Origin of the sequence: Spongiibacter pelagi, assembly GCF_014705705.1 — a bacterium.
GTDB classification, from domain to species: Bacteria; Pseudomonadota; Gammaproteobacteria; order Pseudomonadales; family Spongiibacteraceae; genus Spongiibacter; species Spongiibacter pelagi.
Genome location: NZ_JACXLD010000001.1, coordinates 686,787 through 710,387, shown reverse-complemented (window position 1 = coordinate 710,387; position 23,601 = coordinate 686,787). Strand labels below are relative to the sequence as shown.

Genomic DNA, 23,601 nt, shown 5'->3' with positions numbered 1-23,601 from the left:
ATCGGCGGCAATTTTCGCCGCCCTAGGCGCCCTGCTGAAACACCGGCCATGTTTCACTGATCTGCCGGCCGTCAAACACCGCAATATCGCCAAATTGCAGAAATACAAACTCACTTTGGGATGGCCGCAGAAACACAAAATCGCCCTGCGCCAATTTCACATTGCGCGAACCATTTAGCATTTCCTGATTGGTCGAGCGGCCATACAAGCCATTATTCTGCAAACCGGCAGGGGACTCTGGTCGCGCTTTCCAATACCCACCATAGGTAAAAAAGGTGCGCTCCGTATTCACATCCCAAGCCGCAATCGCACCACTCGCCCCCTCTAGCCCCGGCACTTCGGTGCTATCCAAAGCTTTTAAAACCGGCGTAGCGATAAAAGCAGCAGGCAGGTGATCCGCCAAACTGGGCACATCAAAGTCGGTTGGCATCACCAGCGCTGAACCCGTGGCAATCTCGTTACAGGGCGCGGCGCTGCCCTGCATTTGTGGCTGATACATCTGATACGTTGAGCTACCACCCGCATTCAAAGTGAGCGTCGCCGGATTCCACTGATCCTTCAATACCGTTTTTGCGGCGGCAACACATTCGCGATAAAAGCCCATGGCCTGCGCCATGGCTTTTTCCGGGCCACCGACAACGCCCGGCATTTTCGAGACATGAGCTTCATAGCCCATAAAACCTGAAAATTGCAGCAGCGGGTGTCCTTGAACGTCGGCAATACAGCGCGCCAATTCCGAGGCTTTCTTAAAACCGCCCCGATGCAGGCCCACATCCAACTCAAAATTAAGCTGCATTGGCTGCTGACGCGCCTCGGCCAATTGCCGATATTCTTTTAGGCGCTGCGGAGAATCAATAAGCCACTGCAATTGATGCTCAGGACTGAAATCGGATTGCCCCACTTGATATTGATAAAAGCGTTGCGCCATTTGCACCGGCATCGGCTTGCCCATTAACAAGTCGGCATCGGGCATTTTCGCGGCTAATAAATTCAAAAACGGCTGGTGAAACACCATCACCCGATTACTAGCAGTAGCCGCTCGCACCCGTTCAATCAGTGGCAAACTGGGCAGAGATTTACCCACAATCCGGTAGTCAAAATTGCCGTTGAGATGCTGAATCAGACGCACGGTATTTTCATCGAGTCGCTGCCTGTCCAGTACAAGGGTTGGGCGATATAAACCCGCCTCGGCCAACGCAAACTGCAACTGTTGAAAATAGGCGCCGTGGGCACCTCCCATATCTCTTGGCCTAAGTGCGCCAGCCGCGAGTAAACCCGCTCCAAGTGCACCGCCCGCCCACAACAGCTTGCGGCGGCCGCGATTAATTTGCTCAGGCAAGGCCAAACACCTCCCGCAAATGAGGATTTAACATCACACCATTCGGATCGAGCTCCGCTCGCAGCTCGCTAAATTCCTTCCACTTGGGATAGCGCTGAGAGAGGACATCGGCATTGAGGGTATGCAATTTACCCCAGTGTGGTCGCCCCGCCATGGCCTGATAAACAGGCTCGATCTCGGCAAAGTAAGCCTCGAAGGATTCGGCGTAATAACGGTGCACCGCAAGCGAGGCAGTGGGGCGTTTATAAAAAGGACTCAACCAGGCATCGTCTTCCTGCACCACTCGCACTTCTATTGGGAAAAACACATCGGGATGACGCTGTTCGACAATCTCGCGAACTTGACGCAAGGCCGGAACAATATCCTGTTGCGGCAGGTGGTATTCCATTTCATTAAAGCGCACGGCGCGCTCAGAGGGGTAAATACTCCACCACCAATCAACGTGCTCTTCTTTCTCCGTGGCGGCAGCCACGGTGCTGATTAATTTACGCCGCAGTCCCGGCCACCACGCGGTGTAATCGCGCAGTTTTTGCAAATCGCGCACAGAATCATTGTCGGTATCTTCGCCGCGCGGCTTTATGGCTTCGTCGGTGTAATCAGTGGTAATAAGCAGTGCCGAATCGCAGTGCGGGATGTAGTACATTTCAAAATTGCGATGCTGGGCAGCAAGCTGATGGAAGTTTTCCAACACCTCATCCAAGGGCAACATTTGCGTTACCCGCTTGAGCTTGTACGGCGCCACATTCGCCAACTGATATTCCGTGATAACACCGAGACTTCCCAGTGAAACCCGTGCAGCGTCAAACAACTCAGGATTTTTAGCGCGGCTGCAATCGAGTATTTCACCGCGCGGAGTAACCAGGCGCAGGCCATCAACATAGTGGTGCATGGCGCTGTAATTCACGCCGGTGCCGTGGGTGCCAGTTGAAAATGCACCGGCCACCGTCTGCTGATTGATATCCGGCATATTCGGCAAGGCCTGCCCTAACTCATGAAGCTGCTGAGCCAGACTACCCAAGCGAACACCGGCTCCCACCCTCGCCTTTAAATCTGCCGTTGCCTGTATCTGATTAAAATGGCGCGTTGATAATACACAGCCATCCGTAGGCACCAAGGCCGTAAAAGAATGCCCGGCCCCCACTGGCCGCACAGGTAACGTAGCCTGTTTAAGATAGTCGGCTAGCTCTTGCTCTGATTTGGGCGTAACACGCTGGGCCGGGGTCGCTTTTTGATAACCCGACCAATTTTGCCAGGGAATGGCTCGACGGGGACTGGTGCTTTGCGGTTCAGTCAGCGCCAGCACATCGCTTGGACGGATAGCAAACTGACCGGCAGCCACTGCACCCAGCAGGGCCGCCCGAGTAAAATTGCGTCGTTTCATAGTCACTACTCTCCAGCAATAGTCACTACTCTCCGGCAGTGGCCGCAGATCCACCCATAAATTCGATCAGCGCGAGAAACTCTTCTTCGCCGCAATCCATGCACATACCGAGCGGCGGCATGCCTTTAAAACCCTGTATGGTGTGATCAAGCAAGGTATTAATGCCCTGCTCAAAACGCGGCTGCCAATCTTTAGCGCTACCCGTGCGCGGTGCGCCACCTGTCCCCATAGCGTGACAGCTATAGCAGCTTTGGGTGTACAGGGCTTTAAGATCAGGATCGGCGGGAAATTGCTTGGTACTGGGCAGGTTGTTGGCTTGTGCCGTGTTAACAACCGCAGATGACATCCCTTCATCCGCTGGCTTGGAACAGCCGACCACTGTGAAAGCGATCACGCTGAGAGCCATCATTTTTATCCAGTTATTCATAGAACTCTCCTTAGTGTGTTCGGTGAATACAACCGGGTTTGCCACCGAAATGCAAGCCCAACGCCATTAAGGGTATTGAGCGGGTAGTTATGCCACCGACAAAATTTGAGTGAGCGACCGATGTACCAAGCTGGCCACCTGTGCCGGATCTTCCTGCGGTGCCATATGGCCCACACCCAAAATATCTCGGTGAACTACGTTCGCGGCAAAGTCTTTCTTATAGTGATTAAACACTCGCGCAGGCAATAAATTGGAATATTCTGCGCGCAAGAGATGAACCGGGCAGCTTACCTTTTCCAACAACTGCCACAGCGATGGCGTGTGCCGAAAATTCCACGCTTCCCATTCACGCTGATAGCGCAGCCTTCCGCCCTCATCAGCCAATACCGCAGCCGCCGCATAATCGCGCATCGCCTCTGGCTTAAAGCGCCGGAACACTTTTTTGTTTTCGTGATAGCGGGCAAAAGCCTCACTGCTTTCCCATTGCGGCTGCCGCGACGCCGTGCTTTTCACCAAGCCCGAGCGCCCCATAAGCAGTGGGGTAATGCGATTCAGCTTATGCAAGTGCCGGCCGGGCAAGGTAGCGGGATCAATTAGAATAACGCCCTTAAACCACTCTGGCTTCATGGATGCCGCCAGCAAACTGACCGCAGCACCAATAGAATGACCGATGGTGGTGACTGGCAAAGTGGTCTTGCCGGTGTCCCGCCGATACTCCAAAAACCGCAGCAAGTCCTCGGCGTGGCGGCGCCAACCGCCACGTCCTTTGGGTAGGGCTTGGCCGGGCCAAGCACCCCGATTTTCCAAGGCGGTAATACGGTATTGCTCACCAAATTCAGCGAGCATGAACTGATAACTCGCCACAGGGAAACCATTGGCCGCGAGAAAAAAACATTCCTGATCGCTGTCACCAAGCTCATACCAGCAGGCGAGGCCACGACCAAAATCTTCGATGTGTTTGCTTATCTTCATAGCGCACATGTTACTGTATTACGTTCGAACAAAGGCAGAATTCTCCATGACTGACATCATCGTTTGTGCGCTGCAATCACCGCTGGACGGCGACAGCCCCGAGCAAAATCGCGCTCAATTCGCCCAGCAAATAGCCGAAGCGGGAAGCGCTGATGTCTTCGTATTGCCCGAGATGTTTGCCACCGGCTTTGCACTTTCCGGAAAATCCATCGCTGAGCCAGAATCCGGCCCCAGCTTGCAGTGGATGCAAGCGATGGCAAAGCAGCATAACGCCGCGATTACCGGCTCGCTGGCTATTCAAATTGGCGAAGATTGTTTTAACCGCATGTACTGGGTTACCCCAGACGGTATTGAATATTACGACAAGCGTCATTTATTTCGTATGGCCGGCGAACACAAGCGTTACGCCGCTGGAGATAAGCGCAAAATCATCACTTGGCGTGGTCTGCGTTTTTTGCTGCAGGTGTGTTACGACCTGCGCTTCCCGGTGTTTTCGCGCAACTTTCAAACCGACCCATGCGGCGATTACGATGTTATTTTGTATGTTGCCTGCTGGCCTGATCTGCGCCGCCGCGCTTGGCAGCAATTACTTCCCGCCCGCGCGATCGAGAATCAAGCCTACGTTATCGGTGTAAATCGCAGTGGCGAAGACAGCCGCGGCAATACCTTTACCGGCGACAGCGCCATCCACGATTTTTTAGGTGAACCCTTGGCCCTTGCCGAAACAGAGCCGCGCAAAACCCTTCGCGCGGCGCTCTCGCCTCGCGCCCTAGAAAAATTTCGGGAGCAATTTCCGGTTGGGCTGGATGCCGACCATTTCGAGATTCATTAGCCCACCAGCCGGCACACTAGGCTGAATTTTCTAGCAGAGCGCTACCAGCCCATTTTGCCAATCAAACTTCGGCTAGACGCATCCAAGTTAGCGTCTCCACTAAGTAAGTCCTTAGCAATGCCCTTACCCAATTCAACGCCCCATTGGTCAAAGGAATTAATATTCCACACCGCGCCCTGCACAAACACCTTGTGCTCATACAGCGCCACCAAAGCGCCAAAGCTCTTAGGCGTGAGCTCGTCCAGCAGCAATGTATTTGAAGGGCGATTTCCGGGGTAGTTGCGATACGGCTCTGCGGAGCTGGCCTTTTTACCGCTCATTAAGGCCGCCGATTGAGCCAACATATTGGCCTGCAATACCTTGTGATGCTCGGGCAAACTCAGCGAATCGCGAATCAAGCCAATAAAATCTACCGGCACCACATGATCACCTTGGTGCAATAACTGGAAAAAACTGTGCTGACCATTAGTGCCGGTTAATCCCCATACCACTGGCCCGGTTTGGTAATCCAGCTTAGCGCCTTCCCGGTTAACACCCTTGCCATTACTTTCCATATCCAACTGTTGCAGATAGAAAGGAAATTGCTCCAAGCGCTCGCAGTATGGAATCACCGCAAGGCTCGGCGCGCCGAGAAAATTGCGATACCAAATACCGAGCAGGGCCAAAATTACCGGCATATTTTGCTCAAGTGGCGCAGTCAGAAAATGCTGATCCATTTCCCGCGCGCCGTCGAGCATAGCCTCAAACCGCTCAAAACCAATACTAATGGCAATACTCAAGCCGATGCTCGACCACATGGAATAGCGGCCGCCGACCCAATCCCAGAACTGCAAAAGTTGCTCAGGAAGAAAGCCTAATTCAATTGCCGTATCTGGAGCAGCAGTCACACCAATAAAATGCGGAGAGCTAAACGGCTGCGCAAGACCGAGTCGCTCCGTAAACCACGCGGCAGCGGTATTGGCATTAAGCAAAGTTTCCTGAGTGGTAAAGGTTTTGCTGGCCACAATCACCACGGTGGTTTCCGGGTTCAAGTCGGTCAGTGTAGAGCGAATCAACTCGCCATCCACATTGGCCACAAAATGGCAGCGCAATCCCGGCTGGGCAAATTCCTTCAGCGCTTCGCTGGCCAATTTAGGGCCGAGATCAGAACCGCCAATTCCCATATTCACAATATCGGTGATCGGTTTACCCGTTGCACCAAGCCACTGACCGGCACGAATTTTTTCACTGAGGGTTTTTATGTGCTGTTTTTGTTCGGCGATCTGTTGCGCCTCAGCGGCCAAACCCCGTGCCCCAAGCTCAGCGTTGCTTGCCCGCAATGCGGTATGCAATACCGCACGTTGTTCGGTGTTATTGATCGCCTCGCCATCAAACATGGCGGCTCGCAATGAAGCAAACGGGGAGTCATTCAACAAGCCAAACAGGCCTGCTAGAGCCGCATCGTCGATACGGTTTTTGGAAAAGTCCAAGTAAATACCAGCACACTGCGCCTGATAGCGGCTGACCCGCTCATCGGTCATGGCGTCTGCAATACCAAAAGCGGACATCTTTGCCGCCGCATTTTTCAGCGTCTTCCAGCTTTCCGTTGCGCTGGGATTAAAACCTGACTGACTCACATTCCCTTCCATTTATTCCATTAATTGCTGCTGATATGACCCACCACGGGACGCAGCACGATGTCTTCGGTCACTACATTGGCCGACATCTGATAAATATTTAAAAATGCCCGCGCCACATCTTCTGCCGGCATCAATTGCGCTTTATCTACTCCTGAGCCATCCCAAGAAGGTGACCAGGTTGGGCCCGGCGATACACAACTCACACGGATATTGTGTTCGCGCACTTCTTCTCGCAGCGCCTTACTAAAGCCAAGCACCGCATGTTTTGCCGCGCAGTAGGCGGAAACACCGGCATAACCCTCATAGGCGGCGGTTGAGGCCATATTAAAAATATCGCCCCGCGATTGGGCAATCATGCCCGGCAAAAACTGGTGGCACATCAGATAAACGCTGCGCAAATTCGCCGCCACAATCCGGTCAAACTCGGCGACCGGCATATCCACTACCGGCATCCCCAACCAAGCGCCGGCATTATTAATCAGTACATCCACCGTGCCAAGCTCAGCCTGCACCCGCTTGCCTAAGGCCGCCACCTGCTCAGCATCACTCACATCGCAGGCATAACAATGCACCTGTTCTGGTCGGGCGCAATCCTGAGCCACCTGTAACAGCTTCTCTCGCTGCCGGGCCACCAGCACCAGCTCCACCTCGGGCCGGGCAGTAGAAAACTCTTTAGAAAGCTCCCTAGAAAACTCTTTAGAAAACTCTTTAGAAAATACTTTAGCAATTGCTGCGCCAATTCCCTGAGAGGCACCGGTAATCAGTACCCGGACTGGCTTGAGTTCCGCTTGGCTTCCTGTCATGTTCTTAGTCTTGTCGGATGGTAACGAATGATTGTGTAAGAAAAACGATGATACAGACGATTGTAAATAACCGCCCAATTAAACTCTTTATTTTGCTCGGTGGCTTTTTTATTGCCAATGCGCTTATCGCTGAATTTATTGGCGTTAAGATTTTTTCATTGGAAAAAACTCTGGGCCTGACACCGGCGAATTTCTCGTTTTTCGGCGTCGATAATCTGTCTTTCAACCTCACCGCCGGGGTGCTGTTGTGGCCAGTGGTATTTGTTATGACCGATATTATCAACGAATACTACGGAATGCGCGGGGTACGGCTACTTTCATGGCTGGCCGCTGGACTGATCGCCTACGCCTTTGTCATGTTTTACTTTGGCATTCATCTCACGCCCGCCGACTTTTGGCCGCAATCCCATATTCCAACGGAGCTGGATGAAACCGGCAAACAGGCGATTCTGAGCAAAGTCAGCGACTACGACTACGCGTACCGCTTGGTATTTGGTCAGGGACTATGGATTATTATCGGCTCGCTGATCGCCTTTCTTATCGGCCAAATTATCGACGTTAAAGTCTTCCACCGTATTAAGCGAATGACCGGCGATCGGTTTATCTGGCTGCGCGCCACCGGCTCAACTTTAATCAGTCAGTTTATCGATAGCTTTGTGGTGTTGTTTATCGCTTTTTATATTGGCGCCAACTGGTCGCTGTCGCTGGTATTGGCCATCGGCGTGGTCAATTACATTTATAAATTTGTGATGGCCATAGCGCTGACGCCCTGCCTTTATCTGGCGCGCATGGCCATTGAAGCCTATCTTGGTAAGGAGCAAGCCAGCGAACTAAAAGCCGCCGCTCTCGCAGAGAGCTAGCTCAAAATCCGATAGGCTTTTTCCGCAAATTCCGGCGACATAATACCCAGCTGCGGCTCCCCCAGCGCTTCGCGCCATGAGTTAATCATCGCCTTTAACACGGCGATTCGCGCATGGCGTTTATCATTCGCAGCAACCACCTGCCACGGCACTGTCAAGGAAGTCTTGTTGAGCATTTCATCGAAGGCCGCTTCGTACTCTTTGTGAAAACCATAGCTTTGCAAATCGGCGGGGCCAATCTTCCACGCCTTTTCGACATTTTCTAAGCGCGCTCGCAAACGCTGGCGCTGCTCTTTTTTGTCGATATACAGCAGGATTTTGATGACCACGATACCGTCATCCACCAACATTCGCTCAAACTCACTGATCTCACGGTAATACTGGTTCCAGTTTTTTAAACCCAGCTCAACCCGCTCGACCAAAACCCGCCCATACCAAGAGCGATCGAATACTGCCATCTGGCCGTTTTTAGGCAAGCGCGACCAAAACCGCTGTAGATAATGTTGCTGAAGCTCAATACTGTTTGGCGGACCAATAGAATGTACCCGCAAGCCACGGGGATCGAGATGGCGCACAGCGCGCCGAATCGCGCCGCCCTTGCCCGCCGCGTCGGGGCCTTCAAAAACCACAACCACCCGTTTTTGCTGCCGAAACAGACAAAAGTGGTAGTGCATCAACTCAAGCTGCAAACTCGCCAACTGGGCCTTATAGCTGGCCTCATCTAGCTTTGGATGCTCCAGCTTGGCCACAGACACCAACTGACTTTCCGTTTTATTTTTGGACATCACACAATCCTTCGTCATTCCTCAACAGAGAATAACAAATCGCACCCTATACCGGTCACTGATAGAATCCATTTTTCACGAAGCAGACACCTTTAAGCCAATAAGGATAAATTCATGCCCGCCATTCCCAGCTTAACTGACGCCACGCTGACCCTGAAATCCGGCTATGCCATTTTGCGTTTTGAGCGCGATGACGTTCGCAATGCCTTGACCGGCACCGGCATTCTGGACGATCTCTGTGCCACGCTGGAATGGGCCAATGCCGAAAACAGCATTTCCTGCCTGATTATTACCGGCGCAGGCAAAGCCTTCAGCTCTGGCGGCAATGTGAAAGAAATGCAGGAACGTACCGGCATGTTTGGCGGCAGCCCATCTGAAATCGCCCAGAACTATCGCCGTGGCATCCAGCGCATGTCCAAGCTGATGCACAGCTCGGAAGTGGTAACTATTGCCGCCGTCAATGGCGCGGCAGTAGGCGCCGGTTTTGATTTATGCAGCATGAGTGATTTGCGCATCGGCTGTGAACACACCCGCTTTGGCGAGACCTTTATCAATCTCGGCATAATCCCCGGCGATGGTGGCGCGTGGTTTTTACAGCGCTTAGTCGGCTATCAGCGCGCAGCAGAAATGAGCTTCAGCGGTCGTATTATTGATGCTCAAGAAGCCAAAGAGATTGGCTTGCTGCTCGATCTTGTTAGCAGCGAAACCTTGTTAGAGAAAGCCGAATCCTACGCCGCACTCTACGCCAGCAAACCACCGCAGGCTTTGCGCGCCACTAAACGCTTAATGAAACTGGCGCAGCGTCAGGAGTTAGAGGATTTTCTGGATGTCTGCGCCGATGTGCAGAGCCAGTGTCATCACACCCAAGATCACCAGCGGGCGCTGGATGCATTTCTGAATAAAACCACGCCAGAATTTAAGGGCGACTAATGCGGATAAGCCGCCGGCTTTACAAAAAAGCCGGCGGTTAGAAGTGGCTCGGTTTAATGTCGCATCTGCCGTGCAGACTGCACTACCATTTCATCGACCACGCCTTCCTTATCGTCAAACACTTCCATTTTGACTTCAAAGCCCCACAACAGGCTGAGGTGTTTCAAAACTTCGGCAGCATCTTCCGTTAAGGGCCGTTCGCGCAAACGGTTGTAGCGCAATGTAAGAGAGCGGTCGCCCATATGGTCGTATTTATAGACTTGAATATCGGGCACCAACATATCGCGGTTGTACTGACGCGAGAGGAGCCGCCGCACTTCGCGGTAGCCTTCTTCATCGTGTATCGCCGCCACCCGCAGGTGTTCATCTTTTTGGATATCGGCAATCGCAAACAGGTGAAACTCGCGGATCAGTTTAGGCGACAGAAACTGGCCGATAAAGGATTCATCCTTGTAGTTGCGCATGGCAAAGTCCAGCGTCTCGCGCCAATCACTGCCGGCAATATCTGGGAACCAGTGGCGATCTTCATCGTCAGGATTTTCACAGATACGACGAATATCGCGCATCATGCTAAAGCCCAGCGCATAGGGATTGATGCCGGAATAATAGCGAGAATCAAAACCCGGCTGCATCACCACATTGGTATGTGATTGCAGCACCTCAAACATAAAGCCATCATCAACCAAGCCACGGTCATACATGGTATTAAGCAGGGTGTAATGCCAGAACGTCGCCCAGCCCTCGTTCATGACCTTGGTCATCCCTTGAGGATAAAAATACTGTGCTAACTTTCTGACTATGCGGACAATTTCCCGCTGCCACGTTTCTAATGTCGGCGAATATTTTTCGATAAAGTAGAGCAGATTTTCCTGTGGCTCTGGCGGAAAACGCTCCTTATCAACCTTGCCCGCCTCATCTTCGCGCTTTGCTTTTTTAGGCAAGGTACGCCAGATATCATCGTATTGTTTGCGCGCATGTTCGGCGCGCTCATGCTGACGCTGCAACTCATCAAAAGCTGACAATGGAGAGGGGCGATGAAAGCGATCCACGCCGTGATCCATCAAGGCATGGCAGGCATCAATGGTTTCTTCCACCCGATCGATGCCGTACTTTTGTTCGCATTCAAAAATGTATTTCCGCGCAAATACCATATAGTCAACAATGGCATCCGCACTAGTCCATTGCTTGAAAAGATAATTCCCCTTAAAGAAAGAGTTATGTCCATAGCAAGCATGGGCAATAACCAGCGCCTGCATGGGCATGCTGTTATCTTCCATGAGATACGCGATACAGGGATCGGAGTTGATTACCAGCTCGTAGGCTAGGCCACGCATACCGCGCCGATAGCCTTCTTCGTTACGAATAAACTCTTTACCGTAGCTCCAGTGGGTATAGCTGATTGGCAGGCCCACCGAAGCATACGCATCGAGCATTTGCTCAGAGGAAATCACTTCAATCTGATTGGGATAGGTATCCAGCCCAAACTCTCGGGCGATCTTACCGATTTCCTGATCGTATTCCTGAAGCAGTTCAAAATTCCAGTCACCACCATGTGACAGCGCTTTATCACTGCTGGGCGAAGATTTCGTCATGCAGCTTCCTTCTGGAATAAATCGCGCAATACCGGATACACATCGCTGCGGTGCATGACGGTTTTCATTGCGAAATTAGCATTGGTGATCTGGCTGTAAGCACCGCCAAGCGGCGTCATGGCATTGGGGCTGTCGGGCACTTCCACATAGGCAAAGTAACGACACAGCGGCAGAATATCCTTGCTTAAACGCGCACAGCTGCGTTGCGGATCGCTGCCGAAGGCATCGCCATCCGACACTTGAGCGCCATAGATATTCCAATCGTTTCCGCTGTAACGCTCCTCAATAATATCCACCATCATATTGAGGGCCGACATAACCACAGTGCCGCCGGTTTGCGGGTCGTGGAAAAAGGCTTCTTCATCCACCTCTTCGGCATTGGAAGTATGGCGAATAAACACCAGCTCCACTTGCTCATATTTACGGCTGAGAAACATATAGAGCAGGGTGAAAAAGCGTTTGGCCAAATCCTTTTTCTGCTCAGACATTGATGCCGACACGTCCATCAAGCAGAACATCACTGCCCGACTAATTGGCTTAGGCTCTTTTACCCGATGCCGGAAACGCAGATCGTATTCATCGAGAAAAGGAACGCGCTCAATGCGTTCTTGCAAGGCTTCGATATCATCTTCGTTACCCTCGCCTTGCTCAAGCTCACGAAGCTGTTGCTTCAGTGGCGCTTGCAAAGCAATACGCCGAGCCATGGCATTTTTCAGTGAACGGGGAATCGATAAATTGGCCGGCACACCACTGGGCGTGTAACCCGCGCGCCGGTATTTGAATTGATTGGAATCGCCGAGCACGGTGCGAGCCAAACGCGGCAGTTCGAGGTCATCAAAAAACAAGCTCATAAACTCGTCTTTCGACAGGGTGAACATAAAGCTATCTTGGCCGCCGCCACCTTCGCCGCCACCGCCTTCTCCACTGCCGCCACCACCGCCACCTTGGGGGCGCTGAATTAAATCGCCTTTGGTGAATTCCCGGTTGCCGGGGTGAACCATTTCTCGGTCACCGCCCTGCCCCACGCGAAAGCGCGGTTCAGAAATATCCTTAACCGGAATACCCACTTCACCACCGCGGGACATATCGGTGATGGAGCGCTCGGCCACCATATCGGAGACCGCGCGCTTGAGTTGCTTTTTATACCGCCTGATAAAGCGCTGGCGATTGGTCGCATTTTTATTGCGATCATTCAGACGGCGGTCAATGATCATTGACATAGGCCGTCTCCTTAACCTGCCTTACGTACCCTCAGATACCATTCGGAAAGCAGCCGCACCTGTTTAGGGGTGTAGCCCTTTTCCACCATACGCGTTACGAAATTCTCGTGTTTGCGCTTGTCTTCCACTGAGGCTTTGGCATTAAAGGAGATAACCGGTAACAACTCCTCGGTGCTCGAGAACATTTTCTTCTCGATCACTTCACGCAGCTTTTCGTAACTGGTCCACTTGGGATTGCGACCTTCGTTCTGCGCCCGTGAACGCAGTACAAAGTTGACGATCTCGTTGCGGAAGTCTTTGGGGTTGGCAATGCCCGCAGGCTTCTCGATTTTCTCCAGCTCACTATTAAGGGTCGCGCGGTCAAAAATCGCCCCGGTTTCGGGATCGCGATAATCCTCGTCTTGAATCCAGTAATCGGCAAAGGTCACATAGCGATCAAAAATATTCTGACCGTACTCGGTATACGACTCGAGATAGGCGGTTTGAATTTCCTTGCCCACATACTCGGCGTAGCGCACAGCCAGCCAACCTTTGATGAACTCCAGATAATGGCGCTGCACATCTTCCGGCAACTGCTCACGCATAATGCGCTGCTCCAGCACATACATCAGGTGTACCGGGTTGGCGGCAATTTCGGAATTGTCGTAGTTAAACACCGCCGACAACACTTTGAAGGCAAAGCGGGTCGACATACCGTTCATGCCCTCATCAATACCGGCGTAGTCGCGGTATTCTTGAAAGGACTTGGCTGCCGGATCGGTGTCTTTCAAAGATTCACCGTCATACACCCGCATCTTGGAATAGATGCTGGAGTTTTCCGGTTCTTTCAAACGACTGAGCACTGAGAACTGGGCCAGCATTTCCAGTGTACCGGGCGCGCAGGGCGCATCAGACAGCGAACTGTGGCGCAGCAACTTCTGATAAATTTTGACCTCTTCCGACACCTGTAAACAGTAGGGCACCTTGACGATATAAACCCGGTCTAGGAAGGCCTCATTGTGTTTGTTGTTGCGGAAGCTCTGCCACTCAGATTCGTTGGAGTGAGCCAGAATCACACCTTGGAAAGGAATAGCGGAAAAACCTTCAGTGCCCTTGTAGTTGCCTTCCTGCGTCGCGGTCAGCAGGGGGTGCAACATTTTGATTGGCGCTTTGAACATTTCTACAAATTCAAGCAAGCCTTGGTTGGCCTGACACAGGCCGCCCGAATAAGAGTAGGCATCCGGGTCGTCTTGGGAGAAAGCCTCCAGTTTGCGAATATCAACCTTGCCCACCAAGCTGGAAATATCCTGGTTGTTCTCATCACCGGGCTCAGTTTTAGTGATCGCAATTTGCCGCAATACCGAAGGCTGTACCCGCACCACACGGAACTGAGTCAAATCGCCTTCAAATTCTTCAAGGCGCTTCAATGCCCAAGGCGACGCTAGACCAGTCAGGTAGCGAGACGCTATACCAAACTCTTCTTCCAACTGGCGACCGTCGCGCTGGGGATCAAACAACCCCAGAGGCGATTCGTGAATCGGCGAGCCCTTTAAGGCATAGATGGGGTAGGCCTCCATCAATTTTTTCAGGCGTTCAGCGATAGAGGATTTACCACCACCTACCGGCCCCAACAGGTAGAGTACCTGTTTGCGCTCTTCCAAGCCCTGCGCCGCGTGCTTGAAGTAGGCCACGATTTGCGAGATGACATCTTCCATGCCGTAAAATTCGGCAAAAGCGGGGTAGCGTGGAATGGTTCGGTTAGAAAATATGCGCGAAAGGCGCGGGTCGTTGCGGGTGTCGATCATTTCCGGCTCGCCGATGGCGGCCAGCATACGCTCGGCGGGGGTGGCGTAAGCAAGGGGATCATTTCGGCACATTTCGAGATAGTCCATTAAAGACATCTCTTCATCACGTGCCTTGAGGTATTGCTCACGAACGTTCTCAAGTAAGCCCATTCTGCAATCTCCTGTCTGTGTGACCGCGTAGGCTATGACGCCGTCACGATTTGCGAAACAGTCGCGGTGTTTGCTACTCCAATTTACTCCCTTACGTTGATGGCACTCAACTCGTTGACTCTGCCAATCGGATTATTACGTTTGACAAAAATCTGACCTTCCGTGGAAAAATCATGCATTGCAAACCGCACATTTTAGAACTTGCAAAACACGCGCCACCATTTTGCTCACCTCGATATTATGCTCAGCAAAGCAGCAGTATCATCGAGGCATTTACCTATCTTGCCTTCTAGTTACGCCTAGTTGTTTACGTCTAGCCACCTAGACATTAAACAATCAAACAAGGCGTAATAACTTTGCGACGACAAGTCGATGGCGCGGAAAATCTTAGACAAACAAAATCGCCAAAATTCCAACACTTGGATTCAGCTTAGCAGAAACAGGATAAACAAATAGAGAATACGATAAGAAACGACGATATTTTTTAAAATAATTTATCGCTCAATCTGACCGAGATTAGCGTGAATGACCGCTCCGTTGATCACCGGATTTTGCGCGCAAAACCACAAGGTCTCCGCAATTTCACCCGGCTCAATCAAGCGCCCAAAGGACACCATTCCAGTGATCGCCGCCATCACTTCAGCGTTACCGGCAATCTGTGAATGCAGCATATCCGTTCCGGTAAAACCGGGGCATACACAGGCGCTGTGAATACCGCGCCCGACTAAATCTTGCACCGTCGCCCGCATTAAACCGATCAGGCCGTGTTTGCTAGCCACGTAAGAGGCGAAGCCCGCCACGGCTTTTTCTGCCAAGGTACTGCCAACATAGATGATCGCCGACCCTGCGCCCATCAACGGGATCAGCAGTTGATTCAGCTGTTGCGGCGCAATCAGATTGACCTGCAACACGCGCTGAAAATCGGCCGCACTTAGGCTTTCCACGGTATCCGATTGCTGGCTCGCGGCATTGTGAATCACAACGATTTTTTCAGCGCCAGTACAGAGCGTCACTAGCTCTTGCTGACACGATGACAGACCACTCGGATCTTGCAAATCGACCGGAATATTTTGCACACCGTCAAGCGCACAGGGGCGGCGCGAAAGGTTCAGCACCCGATAACCCTGCTCAAGAAAACGCTGCGCCGTGTAAAAACCAATGCCCTGACTGGCACCGGTTATGACTAATAATTTACCGCTCGTATTGGCCATGCCGGCTTAGGCCTCCCGTGTCCAACACGCGGAGCCACACTGCCCCGGCCCAGAAGACACCTTAACGACCAGCTCGGTAATGCCCTTGTCCGCCGAGAAAAAATCATCGCCCAACAAACGCTCGAGCAGATAGCGGGCAAACTCTTCCACCGTGGTATTACGCAGCGGTAAAAGCTGGGTATCTTCGACAGGGAAAAACAGTGAGCGACCATTAAAATTCACACGGTACTGATCCCCCTCCTGCGCAATCTCCAGATAGGGAGATAACTGCGGCAACAGCGTGTATTCATCCAGCGTATCGACCAAGGTTCGCAGGCGGCGCTTGATCTCTACATAGCTGAAACACATGCCGTTTTCACCCACCTCAGCGGTCAGGCACAGGCTGACTTTAAAATTATGACCATGCAGACGTTCACGCTCGGTGGCCGAGAAAATGGTGAAGTGTGCGGCGGAAAATTTAATATCTTCCTTGCTGATTTCGATACAGGTATTGGGCTTGATCGGCATTGCGCCAGCAATCCTTCTTTAATCACTATTGTTGATTACTTCTCAAACCGATGGTGTCAGCCCGAGCATCTCAAGAATAGCATTCACCGCTTCGGTTTCCGACCTTTCGGTGACATTGATTTGATAATCTGCTGTACGCAAATAGCGCGGCTGCCGATCAGCATAAATATCAGCCAAACCCGAGCCCGGCGCACTGGCAATGCCACGACTGCCAAAATTACTCAGGCGAATATTCAATTCTGTAAGCGGCACATCCAAAAACACCAACGGGCCGAATTGTCGCAAATGCGCCATGGCCGCTTCGCTGTAAACTGCGCTACCACCCGTGGCCACAATTGCTGAATGAAAGTCTTCCGCCAAGATCGCCTGCTCTTCCAAGTCGCGAAGTTTTAAATATCCCTCACGATCCAGGGTATGCTGCAAAGGCTCGCCGGTGGCGGTTTCAATCAGAGTGTCAGTATCCACAAATTTACGCCGCAACCGAGCTGCCAACATGCGCCCAAGAGTCGACTTACCCGAGGCCGGCATTCCAATCAAGATTATGGCGTCGTCGCTGTTCATTCCCGTCCTATTCAACACATCACCGTTAATCTACAAATCCAATCTGTTGAGCACTCAAGCTACAGCAGTTAAGCTGCTAGTCTATCAATCTCCAAGCTGTGTTTCAGATACAGCTTTACCATTTCCATTGACCACATTCGGAGCCAAACCCATGAAACTGAGCAGTTCCGCCTTTAGCGACGGCCAATTTATGCCCGCTGAATTCTGCGCCGGCATTCCCGATGCCGAACAACACGCCACCATGGGCCGCAATATCAGCCCACCACTGTCGTGGTCAGAGCTGCCCACAGGCACCCAATCACTGGTACTGATTTGCGTGGATAAAGATGTGCCCTCGGTCGGCGATGACGTAAATCAGGAAGGCCGAGAAGTGCCCGCCGATTTGCCCCGAGTTAATTTCTACCACTGGATTATGGTCGATCTGTCACCCGAGCTATCAAGTCTGGAACAAGCGCAGTTCGCTGACGGCTTTATTCCCGGCGGCAAGACCGGACCAGAAGGCCCACTCAATACCCGTCAGGGCATTAATAATTACCGCGAATGGTTTGGTGACGACCCGGACATGGGCGGCGAATATTTCGGTTACGACGGCCCATTCCCGCCGTGGAACGATGCCCGTATGCACAACTATCACTTTGAACTGTATGCGCTGGACGTTGCGCGCTGCGCCGTAGAGGGCAAGTTCACGGGCGAGGAGGTGATGGCCGCCATCGAAGGTCATGTTCTGGGCTCGGCCAGCATATCAGTGCAGTACAGCCTAAACCCTAAATTGAGATAACACTTCACGCTGCGGGGTAGTACAGCTGCCCCGCCATTACCGTTACCGCATTGCCGGCAATCAATACCAAACTACCCTCAATCTGCACTGCCAGCTCACCACCCCGCGCAGAACACTGCACCGCTACAAACTGAGATTTGCCTAACTTTGTAGACCAGTAATGCGCCAAGGCACAGTGCGCCGACCCCGTTACCGGATCTTCATCAATGCCAAACTGAGGCGCAAAAAAACGCGACACAAAATCAACGCCGGCCTCGCCAGCAGCGGTTACGATCAAACCTCGGGACGGTAATTGGGCGATTCGCAAAAGCTCGGCTTTAAACGATTTCACTTGATCAGCAGTGGGCAATTCAATAAGTAAGTCCTCACCTGCAACAGCCGTGCCCCGTATTTCCTCGGCCAAGCCCTGCGCCCAATCGCCCTGATCCGACACCGTTTCAATCAGCGGAAACTGAAGTTGATAGCCCACGCCCAAACGCCTTACGCAGAGCTGGCCGCTGAGGGTTTCAAAGCGTAATTGCTGCGCATCAATTTCGCATTCTGTCCATAAAATATGGGCCGCCGCCAAGGTTGCATGACCACACAATTTCACTTCTGTTGCCGGAGTAAACCAGCGCAGTGACCAGTGCTCGCCCACCTCATCCAAGGGCCTTAGAAATGCCGTTTCAGAGAGATTAAATTCCGCCGCGATACGCTGTAGCTCCGCCTCATTCAATTCTGCAGGCTGTAGACAGATCGCCGCCGGATTGCCGGCAAATGGCTTGTCGCTAAACGCATCAACAATGTAGTACGGAATCACTTCAATACCTCAACTAGGCTTTTTCCCTCAAGAAGCCCCGCAACAAAATCCGGCAAGGTCTCCCCTGCCGGGCCGTATAAACCATAACTAAACGCAGAGCCGACCACGGAGGACTCGAGATTCTGCTCTAGTGTTTCCGCCCCGGCCATTCGCGCCTGCTGCACAAACCCCGCAGCGGGATAGACATGGCCTGAAGTTCCCACCGCAATAAACAAATCGCAGTTATCCAGCGCATTGGCGATTCGATCCATTTCCAAGGGCATTTCGCCAAACCAGACAATGTGTGGGCGCAATGCACCCGGCAAACCACAGCAAGGGCAGCGATCGCGGGTTTGAATATCAGTGTGAATATCAAAAACCTGCTGACTGTAACGGCAGTGCATTTTCAGTAACTCGCCGTGCATATGAATCAGGTTTTTAGAGCCGGCCCGCTCGTGGAGATCATCCACATTCTGAGTCACCAGCAAAACTTCGCCGGTAAATTCCGCCTCCAGTTTTGCCAAGGCAATATGGGCGGGATTTGGCTGAACGTCGCCACTTAATAACTGTTGCCGACGCTGATTATAAAAGCGCTGCACCAGCTCGGGATTGGCTTCAAAGCCTTCTGGTGTCGCCACCTCTTCAATCCGGTGATCTTCCCAAAGCCCATCGCTGGCGCGAAAGGTTTTAATACCGGACTCTGCAGAGACACCCGCCCCGGTTAACACCACAATGGATTGATAACTCATGCCGAGCCTCTACGCGTTCAATGCCTTAATACACTCCAAACCAGCGCGCCAGCCCGAGACTGAACAAGGTAAAGAACGTCACCATCAGGAACAGAATAAAGAGCAGCCGCAGTGGCCGGAAAGGCTTGCGCTCTGTTTCGTTATAACCACGCTTAAGATAGGCATCGACTCGCGCCTGATCTTCAGGAAACAGTTTATTGTGTTCGTTTTCCATTGTTCACCTACAAAATGCCCGTGGGCTTGATCGCCGTATTATTGCAAGCTGAGAGGCCAATGCAATGATTATCGCGCAGGATTCATAGGCATAAAAAAACCGCAGCAAGCTGCGGTTTTTCAAATAGAGATTCAAGCCTGAATCTTAAATAAACGCCTCTTCACTGATTTCCATCAGAGTAGCACTGCCGTTTTTAATGGATTCGCTCAATGCTTGAATCTGTGGCAACAGGCGCTGCACAAAGAAGCGTGCGGTTTGCAGCTTAGCGGTATCAAAGGCTTCGCCCTGACCACTCTCTGACTTCAATACCGTCACCACCATTTTCGCCCACATATAGCTGTACAGAGTGAAGCCCATCAGGTGCAGATATTCGTTGGCAGAGGCGCCGATAACATTGGCATCACCACCAGCTTGCTCAAGCACAAAGCGCGTCACGTCTTCGAGTGTATCGACCGAACGGCTCAGCGCAGACAAAAATTCTTCAACGCCCGCAACACCCGCTTCTGCCTTGGCAAACTCGCGCATTTCTTCGATTAACAGCATCGCAGTTTTGCCGCCGTTAGCCGCAACTTTACGGCCCATCAGGTCCATGGCCTGAATACCGTTAGTGCCTTCGTAAATCTGTGCGATACGCACGTCACGCACCAGCTGCTCCATACCCCACTCGCGGATATAGCCATGACCGCCGTAACACTGCTGACCCAATACGGTACCTTCAAGTCCCTTGTCGGTCAGGAAGGCTTTCGCTACCGGCGTGAGCAACTCAACCATGGCCGCACCGCGCGCCTTGTTATCGCCCTCACCAAATTTGGCCAAATCCAGTTGCTGCCCCACATACACCGCCAGTGCACGGCCCGCTTCAACATAGGCTTTCTGGGTTAGCAGCATACGGCGAACATCGGGGTGTACGATAATCGGATCAGCCGCGCCGTCTTTGTTTTTAGGGCCAGTGGGTGAACGGCTTTGCAGGCGATCACGGGCATACTCAGATGACCACTGATAGGCGGCTTGGCCAGCACTCAAACCTTGAATACCCACCGACAGGCGCTCGTAGTTCATCATCGTGAACATGCCTTGCAGGCCTTTGTTGATCTCACCAACAAGGTAACCTTCTGCACCATCAAAGTTCATCACGCAGGTCGCAGAGGCATTTATGCCCATTTTGTGCTCAATGCTGCCGCAGTTTACGCCGTTGCGCTCGCCGAGACTGCCATCGGCATTGACCTTGACCTTGGGTACTAGGAAAAGCGAGATACCCTTAGAGCCTTCGGGCGCGTCAGGCAGTTTTGCCAACACCAGATGGATAATATTTTCGGTCAGATCTTGGTCACCACCGGTGATAAAAATCTTGGTTCCCGAGATGCTGTAGCTGCCATTGTCATTTGGCACTGCTTTAGTGCGGATAAGCCCCAAGTCGGTGCCAGAATGCGCTTCAGTCAAACACATTGCTCCCGCCCAAGTGCCGGCATACATATTTGGCAGGTAGGTGTCTTTCAATTCTTGGGAAGCGTGCTGCTCAATGGCCAGTGCCGCACCGGAGGTCAGTGTGGAATACAGGCCCATGGCAATACCGGCGGAGTACAGCATTTCTTCAAACAGCAGCACCAGCATTTTAGGCATATTCTGGCCGCCGTATTCTTCCGGCCCAGACAAACCAACCCAGCCACCTTCGGCCAATTGTTTAAACGCCGCCGGGAAACCGTCTGGAGTGGTAACCACACCGTCGTTCCAGCTCACACCTTGCTCATGGCCGGGCTGATTTAATGGCGAAATCAGGTTTTCATTAATTTTGGCGCTTTCTTCCAGAATGGCATCGGCCAGCTCGCGATTGATTTCCGATGTACCGGGCATGCTCTGCCACAGAGATTCAGCTTTAAAAACATCGTGCAGAACAAACTGCATATCGCGTAGGGGAGCTTTATATTCAGGCATGGAATTCACCTCTAAGTTGGCGGGCGCGCTGCCCGATGTCATCGTTTGGGCTTTTGGTTAAAAAGCCATCAATGTTTTAGGTGCAAACATTCTAGTCAGGAACAGATTCCTGTCAAGTTTTACCGCCTTCTACGGCCCCTTGCCAGCCCAAAATCAACACCTCAAAGCCAGAAGCTACATACTCAGAAACTACAAGCCAGAAACTACAAGCCAGAAACAACAAGCCAGAAACGACAAAGCGGACAACAGCTATGCTGGTGCCCGCTCTGGTATAGCGTAGACATGGAGACAAGGCCATGCCTTTAGTAGTTGCGTTTAGAAGGCAAACGCTTCGGCATCCATTGCCATGGTGCTGTCAGCACCGCTAAGCATTGCCAGCTTGTGCGCTTCAGTGCGTGGCAGCAGACGATCGAAGTAGAACTTCGCAGTTTGCAGCTTGGCCTTCATAAAACCATCGTCTTCACCGGCATCCAGCGCCAATACCGCCATCTTGGCCCACATAAAGGCCAGCGATACGTAACCGGAGTACATCAGGTAATCCACAGACGCGGCGCCCACTTCATCGGCATTAGCCATGGCTTTCTCACCCAGCTTGCCAGTGATTTCGCCCCACTCTTTATTCAGCTCCGCCAGCTTACCGATAAAACCCGCCATTTCAGGACGGTCTTCTTGAGACTTGCAGAACTTGTGGATCAGCTTGGTGTAGCGCGCCAGTGACGCACCGCCGGTGCCCATCACTTTACGACCCAGCAGGTCGAGCGCCTGAATACCAGTAGTGCCTTCATACAAGGTAGAGATGCGCAGGTCACGAACGATCTGCTCCATGCCCCACTCGGCGATAAAGCCGTGGCCGCCGTAAACTTGAACACCGTGGTTAGCCGATTCCAGGCCAGTTTCAGTGATAAAAGCTTTGGCAATTGGCGTCAGTAATTCAGCCAACTCGCCGGCTTCCTTGGCCGCTTCTTCATCATCAGAGAAGTAAGAGGTATCCAGCAACTGCGCCAACCAGTAGATAAAGGCACGGCTACCCTCAGCAAACGCTTTTTGGGTCAGCAGCATACGGCGCACATCGGGGTGAACGATCAGCGGATCAGCAGGGCCATCTGGATTTTTCGGGCCAGTCAGTGAACGCATTTGCAGGCGCTCACGGGCATAGGTCAAAGCACCTTGGAAGGCCAGTTCGCCAGCCGCCAGACCTTGCATTGCCGTACCCAAACGCGCGGAGTTCATCATGTGGAACATGGCGTTAAGGCCGCGATTTTCTTCACCCACCAAGAAGCCCTTGGCGCTGTCGAAATTCATTACGCAGGTCGCGTTACCGTGGATACCCATTTTGTGCTCAATGCTGCCACAGGCAACACCGTTGCGCTCACCCACTTCACCATTGGCATCGGGCAGGAATTTTGGAACCAGGAATAGCGAGATACCCTTGGTGCCCATTGGCGCGCCTTCGATACGGGCCAATACCAGATGGACAATGTTTTCCATCAGGTCGTGCTCACCACCCGAAATAAAGATTTTGGTGCCGGTTATGTTGTAGCTGCCGTCGGCATTCGCTTCTGCTTTGGTGCGGAGAATACCCAGGTCGGAACCGCAGTGCGGCTCGGTCAGACACATGGTGCCGCCCCAAGTACCGTCGCTCATTTTAGGCAAATAGGTTTCTTGCAGATCGCCCGCAGCATAGTTTTCCAACAGGCGCGCGGCAGATTGAGACAGGCCGGTGTACATACCCCATGACCAGTTTGAAGAGCTGATCATTTCGGTCATTACCAGACCTAAAGAATTGGGCAAACCCTGACCGCCGAATTTGGCATCTGCAGTCATTGAAGGCCAGCCGCCTTCATAGAATTGCTGGTAGGCTTCTTTAAAGCCAGTTGGGGTTTTAACGCCCTCGGGGCTCCAGGTACAACCCTCTTGGTCGCCAACTTGGTTCAGTGGCGAAAGGACGTTCTCAGCGAATTTGGCACCTTCGCTAATGATAGCGTCGACCAGGTCTTCGCTAACTTCTTCACGCCGGGTTTTCGACAGCGTGGTGTAGTGTTCATTGCAGTTCAGTACGTTTTTTAAAACGAAATTAATGTCGCGCAGTGGGGCTTTATATTGCGGCATGGTGTTCACCTCGTTTGTATCATTAGACACCGCCCGAAATGGGCAGCATTGCCTTTATCGGCAATGTT

General features: G+C 52.3%; 22 protein-coding genes. 4 read left to right on the top strand and 18 right to left on the bottom strand.

Annotated elements, in window-relative coordinates:
• Positions 1 to 22: 22 nt before the first annotated feature.
• From IB286_RS03305 to IB286_RS03290, 4 genes are all read right to left on the bottom strand, one after another.
• Positions 23 to 1,339, bottom strand: coding sequence for a DSD1 family PLP-dependent enzyme (locus IB286_RS03305; RefSeq protein ID WP_223826055.1), 1,317 nt, complete (start codon positions 1,337 to 1,339; stop codon positions 23 to 25).
• Complete coding sequence (locus IB286_RS03300; protein WP_190762381.1) at positions 1,332 to 2,720, bottom strand: D-arabinono-1,4-lactone oxidase; 1,389 nt, start codon at positions 2,718 to 2,720, stop codon at positions 1,332 to 1,334. Before IB286_RS03300 ends, IB286_RS03305 begins: the two co-directional genes overlap by 8 nt.
• 25 nt (positions 2,721 to 2,745) lie before the next feature.
• Complete coding sequence (locus tag IB286_RS03295) at positions 2,746 to 3,147, bottom strand: c-type cytochrome (RefSeq protein ID WP_223826054.1); 402 nt, start codon at positions 3,145 to 3,147, stop codon at positions 2,746 to 2,748.
• Between the two features lie 87 nt (positions 3,148 to 3,234).
• Positions 3,235 to 4,119 (bottom strand): alpha/beta fold hydrolase, encoded by an 885-nt coding sequence (locus IB286_RS03290; RefSeq protein WP_190762379.1) that lies wholly within the window; start codon positions 4,117 to 4,119, stop codon positions 3,235 to 3,237.
• A 46-nt stretch (positions 4,120 to 4,165) separates the two neighbouring features.
• Between IB286_RS03290 and IB286_RS03285 the strand changes: the two genes are divergently transcribed.
• Positions 4,166 to 4,951: an amidohydrolase gene (locus tag IB286_RS03285; RefSeq protein ID WP_190762377.1), complete on the top strand. Its 786-nt coding sequence runs from the start codon at positions 4,166 to 4,168 to the stop codon at positions 4,949 to 4,951.
• Between the two features lie 41 nt (positions 4,952 to 4,992).
• Here the strand turns inward: IB286_RS03285 and pgi are convergent, their stop codons facing one another.
• Entirely contained in the window at positions 4,993 to 6,567 is a 1,575-nt protein-coding gene (gene pgi / locus IB286_RS03280) for a glucose-6-phosphate isomerase (RefSeq protein ID WP_317889687.1), read from the bottom strand.
• A 20-nt stretch (positions 6,568 to 6,587) separates the two neighbouring features.
• Positions 6,588 to 7,373, bottom strand: coding sequence for an SDR family oxidoreductase (locus IB286_RS03275; protein WP_190762373.1), 786 nt, complete (start codon positions 7,371 to 7,373; stop codon positions 6,588 to 6,590).
• A gap of 47 nt (positions 7,374 to 7,420) precedes the next feature.
• Here IB286_RS03275 and IB286_RS03270 point away from each other — a divergent pair, with 47 nt between their 5' ends.
• Entirely contained in the window at positions 7,421 to 8,233 is an 813-nt protein-coding gene (locus IB286_RS03270) for a queuosine precursor transporter (RefSeq protein ID WP_190762371.1), read from the top strand.
• Here IB286_RS03270 and IB286_RS03265 read toward each other — a convergent pair.
• Entirely contained in the window at positions 8,230 to 9,018 is a 789-nt protein-coding gene (locus tag IB286_RS03265) for a polyphosphate kinase 2 family protein (RefSeq protein WP_190762369.1), read from the bottom strand. The two genes, IB286_RS03270 and IB286_RS03265, sit on opposite strands and share 4 nt — an antisense overlap.
• Before the next feature lie 114 nt (positions 9,019 to 9,132).
• Here IB286_RS03265 and IB286_RS03260 point away from each other — a divergent pair, with 114 nt between their 5' ends.
• Positions 9,133 to 9,948, top strand: a complete 816-nt coding sequence (locus tag IB286_RS03260; RefSeq protein ID WP_190762367.1) for an enoyl-CoA hydratase-related protein — start codon at positions 9,133 to 9,135, stop codon at positions 9,946 to 9,948.
• A gap of 53 nt (positions 9,949 to 10,001) precedes the next feature.
• Here IB286_RS03260 and IB286_RS03255 read toward each other — a convergent pair whose 3' ends face one another.
• From IB286_RS03255 to IB286_RS03230, 6 genes are all read right to left on the bottom strand, one after another.
• On the bottom strand, positions 10,002 to 11,540 hold the full coding sequence (locus tag IB286_RS03255) for a SpoVR family protein (protein ID WP_190762365.1): 1,539 nt from the start codon (positions 11,538 to 11,540) through the stop codon (positions 10,002 to 10,004).
• Positions 11,537 to 12,760 carry a YeaH/YhbH family protein gene (locus IB286_RS03250; RefSeq protein WP_190762363.1) on the bottom strand — a complete coding sequence of 408 codons (1,224 nt, stop codon included), beginning with the start codon at positions 12,758 to 12,760 and terminating at the stop codon, positions 11,537 to 11,539. The genes IB286_RS03255 and IB286_RS03250 overlap by 4 nt, the downstream gene beginning before the upstream one ends.
• An 11-nt stretch (positions 12,761 to 12,771) precedes the next feature.
• Positions 12,772 to 14,694 carry a PrkA family serine protein kinase gene (locus IB286_RS03245; RefSeq protein ID WP_190762361.1) on the bottom strand — a complete coding sequence of 641 codons (1,923 nt, stop codon included), beginning with the start codon at positions 14,692 to 14,694 and terminating at the stop codon, positions 12,772 to 12,774.
• A 494-nt stretch (positions 14,695 to 15,188) separates the two neighbouring features.
• On the bottom strand, positions 15,189 to 15,905 hold the full coding sequence (locus IB286_RS03240; RefSeq protein WP_190762360.1) for an SDR family NAD(P)-dependent oxidoreductase: 717 nt from the start codon (positions 15,903 to 15,905) through the stop codon (positions 15,189 to 15,191).
• A 6-nt stretch (positions 15,906 to 15,911) separates the two neighbouring features.
• The gene (locus IB286_RS03235; protein WP_190762358.1) at positions 15,912 to 16,412 is read right to left on the bottom strand and encodes a 6-pyruvoyl trahydropterin synthase family protein; all 501 of its coding nucleotides are present in this window, start codon (positions 16,410 to 16,412) and stop codon (positions 15,912 to 15,914) included.
• A gap of 42 nt (positions 16,413 to 16,454) precedes the next feature.
• A complete protein-coding gene (locus IB286_RS03230) occupies positions 16,455 to 16,973 on the bottom strand; it encodes a shikimate kinase (RefSeq protein WP_190762355.1) in 519 nt (172 codons plus the stop codon).
• Positions 16,974 to 17,124: 151 nt separating this feature from the next.
• Between IB286_RS03230 and IB286_RS03225 the strand changes: the two genes are divergently transcribed.
• Positions 17,125 to 17,751: a YbhB/YbcL family Raf kinase inhibitor-like protein gene (locus IB286_RS03225; protein ID WP_190762353.1), complete on the top strand. Its 627-nt coding sequence runs from the start codon at positions 17,125 to 17,127 to the stop codon at positions 17,749 to 17,751.
• Positions 17,752 to 17,755: 4 nt separating this feature from the next.
• Here the strand turns inward: IB286_RS03225 and IB286_RS03220 are convergent, their stop codons facing one another.
• The 5 genes from IB286_RS03220 to IB286_RS03200 form a co-directional block, all read right to left on the bottom strand.
• Positions 17,756 to 18,550, bottom strand: a complete 795-nt coding sequence (locus IB286_RS03220) for a PhzF family phenazine biosynthesis protein (protein WP_317889686.1) — start codon at positions 18,548 to 18,550, stop codon at positions 17,756 to 17,758.
• On the bottom strand, positions 18,547 to 19,278 hold the full coding sequence (gene cobB / locus IB286_RS03215; RefSeq protein WP_190762350.1) for a Sir2 family NAD+-dependent deacetylase: 732 nt from the start codon (positions 19,276 to 19,278) through the stop codon (positions 18,547 to 18,549). The genes IB286_RS03220 and cobB overlap by 4 nt, the downstream gene beginning before the upstream one ends.
• A gap of 25 nt (positions 19,279 to 19,303) precedes the next feature.
• Positions 19,304 to 19,492 carry a DUF3094 family protein gene (locus tag IB286_RS03210; RefSeq protein WP_190762348.1) on the bottom strand — a complete coding sequence of 63 codons (189 nt, stop codon included), beginning with the start codon at positions 19,490 to 19,492 and terminating at the stop codon, positions 19,304 to 19,306.
• Positions 19,493 to 19,636: 144 nt separating this feature from the next.
• The gene (locus IB286_RS03205) at positions 19,637 to 21,424 is read right to left on the bottom strand and encodes an acyl-CoA dehydrogenase C-terminal domain-containing protein (RefSeq protein ID WP_190762346.1); all 1,788 of its coding nucleotides are present in this window, start codon (positions 21,422 to 21,424) and stop codon (positions 19,637 to 19,639) included.
• Between the two features lie 315 nt (positions 21,425 to 21,739).
• On the bottom strand, positions 21,740 to 23,533 hold the full coding sequence (locus IB286_RS03200) for an acyl-CoA dehydrogenase C-terminal domain-containing protein (protein WP_190762344.1): 1,794 nt from the start codon (positions 23,531 to 23,533) through the stop codon (positions 21,740 to 21,742).
• Between the last annotated feature and the right edge of the window lie 68 nt (positions 23,534 to 23,601).